This window comes from Okeania sp., assembly GCF_983059655.1.
Window position 1 is genome coordinate 1 of record NZ_CEZPJD010000695.1, and the last position, 4245, is coordinate 4245.

Annotated in this window: 5 protein-coding genes; 1 reads left to right on the forward strand and 4 read right to left on the reverse strand. The window is 36.5% G+C overall.

Translation table 11 applies throughout. The features are described from left to right. Positions 1–253 precede the first annotated feature (253 nt). Complete coding sequence (locus AC3DU7_RS26785; RefSeq protein WP_488042310.1) at positions 254–1528, reverse strand: pentapeptide repeat-containing protein; 1275 nt, start codon at positions 1526–1528, stop codon at positions 254–256. A 270-nt stretch (positions 1529–1798) separates the two neighbouring features. Here AC3DU7_RS26785 and hemB point away from each other — a divergent pair, with 270 nt between their 5' ends. Further along, the gene (hemB, locus tag AC3DU7_RS26790) at positions 1799–2803 is read left to right on the forward strand and encodes a porphobilinogen synthase (RefSeq protein ID WP_488042311.1); all 1005 of its coding nucleotides are present in this window, start codon (positions 1799–1801) and stop codon (positions 2801–2803) included. 254 nt (positions 2804–3057) lie between these two features. Here the strand turns inward: hemB and AC3DU7_RS26795 are convergent, their stop codons facing one another. The 3 genes from AC3DU7_RS26795 to AC3DU7_RS26805 all read right to left on the reverse strand — a co-directional run. Further along, the gene (locus tag AC3DU7_RS26795) at positions 3058–3456 is read right to left on the reverse strand and encodes a helix-turn-helix domain-containing protein (protein WP_488042312.1); all 399 of its coding nucleotides are present in this window, start codon (positions 3454–3456) and stop codon (positions 3058–3060) included. Next, complete coding sequence (locus AC3DU7_RS26800; RefSeq protein WP_488042313.1) at positions 3440–3793, reverse strand: type II toxin-antitoxin system HigB family toxin; 354 nt, start codon at positions 3791–3793, stop codon at positions 3440–3442. The genes AC3DU7_RS26795 and AC3DU7_RS26800 overlap by 17 nt, the downstream gene beginning before the upstream one ends. Positions 3794–4057: 264 nt before the next feature. Beyond that, on the reverse strand, positions 4058–4245 hold a 188-nt coding region (locus AC3DU7_RS26805), incomplete at its 5' end, for a hypothetical protein (protein WP_488042314.1).

Below are 4245 nucleotides of genomic sequence, written 5' to 3' on the forward strand. Positions count from 1 at the left end.
AACATTTTTACTTAGGGGATATAGTTATTTCGTTACCTTACTAGAATATCAGACTAAAAAATCATTCATATTAGCCTAAAGAGCGATTTTATCATCTAAACTCTCTTTTAGCTCTATTATATTTATACCAAATAACTAGGTTGGCTTAAAACTAGAGAAGCTGCATTTTAGTGCCAACTCTACTGCATGACCGATATTTTTCCAGAATATTTGTTTTCTAAAACTACCAAAGCTGTTTTCTAAAACTCGTTGTTTATTTCAAACCTAACTTTTTAGCAAAATCTTCGTCATATAAAGCTTTATCCCAATTTTTAGCAGACTTAACTTGCTCAATAGTCAGATTTTGAACGCCCCTGAAGTCAGCTTGCAAGAGGTCAGTATTTTGGAGATTAACATTTTGCATATCAGCGTTACTGAAATTAGCTCCATTGAGTTTAGCTCTCGAAAAATCCGCTTTCTTTAAATCAGCATTTGATAAGTCTACTTTTGAAAGATTAGCATCCTGAAATTGAGCTTTTTGTGCATAAGTATAGTGTAGTTTAGCACCTTCAAGATTAGCATTTGATAAATTACTTCCATCTAAATTTGCATTTGATAAGTCTACTTTTGAAAGATTAGCATCCTGAAATTGAGCATTTGGCGCATGAGTGTCATATAGCCTAGCCTCTTGAAGATTAGTATTTGATAAATTACTGCCATTTAAATTTGCATTTGATAAGTTTGCTTGAACAAGATTAGCACCCTGAAATTGAGCATTTGGCGCATAAGTGTCATATAGCCTAGCCTCTTGAAGATTAGCATTTGATAAATTACTTCCATCTAAATTTGCATTTGATAAGTTTGCTTGAACAAGATTAGCTTGCGAGAAATTAATTTTCGGTATGTAAAAATTGTCTAGATTCTTTCCAGCTAAGTGTTGTTTGTTAGCAACTATAAATGTTATTAAGAGTGTTTGTCTATTTAAAAGAACTATTAACCCAATAACTCCAATACCGAGACAAGTAAGAACACTTACAGCTATGGTAAACCGCTGTTTTTCACTTTTGCGCTGCTGAATTTCCCTCTGCTGTAGTTCCCAACTTTGTTCAATAAAAGACCTTTCCTCCTTATCCAAATCATTGAAACGATTCTGATACCAAGTTTTGAACGCCACATCTAACTGCACACCTCGCAACAATGCAGATTCATCTTTATTCGCATTATTCCACTGATATATTTGTCTGCGTAGTTCTTCTTGCCAAGTACGAAACTCATTATTTTTCTTCATCCGAGGAGTAACTTCTTCAATAGCTTGGCTAGCTTGTTGCTCTGGAATATCAAACGCTCCTGCTTCTTCATTCAGCAAGTTCAAATACTCAGTTTCGTGTTTATGAATACCTGGTAGTACATCTCGTTTAATGCGTTGCTTTAATTCAAATTTTTGAGTCGGGGCAGCTAATAAAACTAATTCCTTTTCAAATTCATCCAGTTTCTCATATTCTATCTCTAAAGTTTCTTCTAATCGGACTAATCTTTCCTTGGCAAGCATAAAAATATTACTCCTAATTGAAATTAACTTACTACCTCAATTAGAGTTTAACAAGACTTACAAAAAGACGCTATATAAATAGAGTTGTTGGGAAATAAGGTAAAATTTTTTACCAAAAAATGAGGAGGTAGTCGGATATATTTGTCCCTTGATTTTTCCGCCCTTCTCTGCTGAAATTGCTGACTTTTTGTAGCTCTTTAATCTCCATTGACTAGGTGTTATTTTCTGATTTATGATGATTATCGTAATTACCAAGCAAGTAATCTACCCATGACAGAAGCAAAATTAACCACAGAATTTCCCGGCGTACAGCGTCCCCGTCGTCTCCGTCGCACTCCTGCTTTGCGACGTATGGTTGAGGAAACTCAGTTGACAGTCAACGATCTAATTTATCCATTATTTGTGATGGAAGGAGAAGGGCAAAAAGTCGAGGTTGTTTCGATGCCAGGAAGTTATCGCTATACTCTAGATTTACTGCTCAAAGAAATAGAGGATGCTTATAATTTAGGAATTAATGCGATCGCTTTATTCCCACTAGTTGAAGAAGCTAAAAAAGACAACGTTGGTACTGAAAGCTACAACCCAGATGGGTTAATACAAAGAACTGTAAAAGCGATTAAACAAACAATACCAGATATTGTCGTCATTACTGATGTAGCTCTCGACCCCTATTCCAGCGAAGGTCACGACGGTATTGTGAGCGAAAATGGAGTCATTCTCAACGACTCCACCGTAGAAGCTTTGGTCAAACAAGCACTATCCCAGGCTGAAGCAGGTGCTGATATCGTGGCTCCCTCAGATATGATGGATGGTCGTATTGGAGCGATTCGCAAAGCTTTGGATGCTGCTGAATACTTCGATGTGGGAATACTTGCCTACTCTGCTAAATATGCCTCAGCTTATTATGGCCCGTTCCGGGATGCTTTGGATTCTGCGCCAAAATTTGGGGACAAAAAGACTTATCAAATGAACCCTGCTAATGCTAGGGAGGCCATCAAAGAGGTGGCTTTGGATATTGCCGAAGGTGCAGATATGGTGATGGTTAAGCCGGCGCTCGCTTATTTAGATATTATTTGTGAGGTAAAAAAGACAACAAATCTACCTGTAGCTGCTTATAACGTTAGTGGGGAATATGCCATGATTAAGGCTGCTGGTGAGAAGGGTTGGATAGATGAAAAAAAGGTGATGTTGGAAACTTTAACCAGTATGAAACGAGCTGGTGCGGATTTAATTTTGACTTATTTTGCTAAGGAAGTTGCGTTAATTTTGAAGTAAGCATTTCCTCCGGAATGCTGCGCAAACAGCCGTCAGCTATCAGCTATCAGCTATTGTTTTTGCTGTGGCTTCAAAGCTGTATTAATTGAGCAATAATTAAATTCTACTACAAAAGTTGTTAAAGTCTATATTCATTATAAACTTCTTCCTTAAAAGCAGGACTTATTGCTGATAGCTGACAGCTAATAGCTGAATGCTTACATTATTGAATGACTCCAATGTGGAAATTTAAAATGCTTTTAGCCTCCTAAGTTTTATTGAAAAATAGTTGGAGAGATTTGGAAATAATCTGCTAGAGCTTTTGACTGCCAGGTATTCAAAGAAAGTTTACCATCCATAAGCTGAGAAACTACCTCATCAGAACCAATAATTCCCACTAAATCTTGTTGAGTAATTCCACTTGCTACTATTAAATGCTGTAAAATTTCGTAAGGCTTTACCGGTGTCATCGGATAATTTTCAGTTTCATAGTTTTCTATTAACAAAACTAACAATTTATATAGAGCTTTTTCCTCCTGGGTGAGATTTTTAGCAAAAGTTAACTCTTCTAATACTGCCAAATATGCTTCGTATTCTATTTCTGTTTCTATAACTTTGGGAGTAAATTTGATTAGTAAATCACGATAATATTTTTGGTCAAAAGTAAGGGTCATCTTTCCACTTGTTCTTGTCATATTCAGCATGGGTTAAAAAGTATTTATAGTAAATAGTTTGATTTTCGTAATTAATTCCAACAATCAAACGGTAACTATTTCCTTTAATATTAAAAACCGTAAAATTTCCTACAGCTTCAGCATCTCGATAAATTCTGCGAACTTCTTCTAAATTTTTCCACTCAGCACTTTTAACAGTTGCGTACCAAACATTGACTTGGTTTTGAACATCATGCTGATGTGGTGCTAGATCGGTACGGAGATTCCGTATAGAAATTAGGTGCATAATCAATAATGTACCAGAATAGTTTAACACCCAATTGTAATTAATACCCATCCGGGTTTTATGATTCTGGCAGTCAATTTTTCAGCTTCCTGAACCCTTATAGTTTTTAGGAGCCTGAAGACGGCTTTCCTAAAAACTTTGTATTTTAAGAAAAAATACCACATGGGTTATATATTTCATATACTTGGAATCTGCTGTATCTTTTTTTGTCAAAAGTGCGCCTGTTTCAGCTCTTCATGCTCATGCATGGAGCGTATTTTAGGTGCATAGTTGGGCATAATAATTCTGGGACAATTCTTACTCCTACCTCCTCGCTCATTCCCATGTCTCCTGTCTCTTGTCTCCTGTTTCCTGTCTCCTGTTTCCTGTCTCATCAAAAGTCGGTATCGAAAAGAAACTGAAGAACACACCTGCTAATATTGCCACCCCTGCCAACCCAAGAAGAACTGTCGATAAACCCAAAAAAGTTTCTGCAACTCCCGCTAAAGCCAAAGGTAAACTAA